Genomic DNA, 241 nt, shown 5'->3' on the forward strand with positions numbered 1-241 from the left:
GCGGAGGAGAAGAGGACGAAGGCGGCGAGGTCGAGGTGGCGGGTGAGGTCGTGGAGGTGGCGGGCGGCGTCGGCCTTCGGCGCCAGCACCCCGTCGATCCGCTCGGGCGTCAGCTCCGCGAACACCCCGTCGTCGAGGACACCGGCGGCGTGCACCACCCCGGCCAGCGGGGCGCTCTCCGGTATCGCCTCCAGCAGCGCCCGCACCTGTTCCCGGTCCGAGACATCACACGCCTCCACGA

Annotated in this window: 1 protein-coding gene; it reads right to left on the bottom strand. The window is 73.4% G+C overall.

The window, feature by feature from the left end:
• The coding region (locus E0D90_RS26310) for a ketoreductase domain-containing protein (protein ID WP_130800373.1) at positions 1 to 241 on the bottom strand (241 nt) is incomplete at both ends.

Origin of the sequence: Streptomyces otsuchiensis, from assembly GCF_004305975.1 — a bacterium.
Lineage (GTDB): Bacteria > Actinomycetota > Actinomycetes > Streptomycetales > Streptomycetaceae > Streptomyces > Streptomyces otsuchiensis.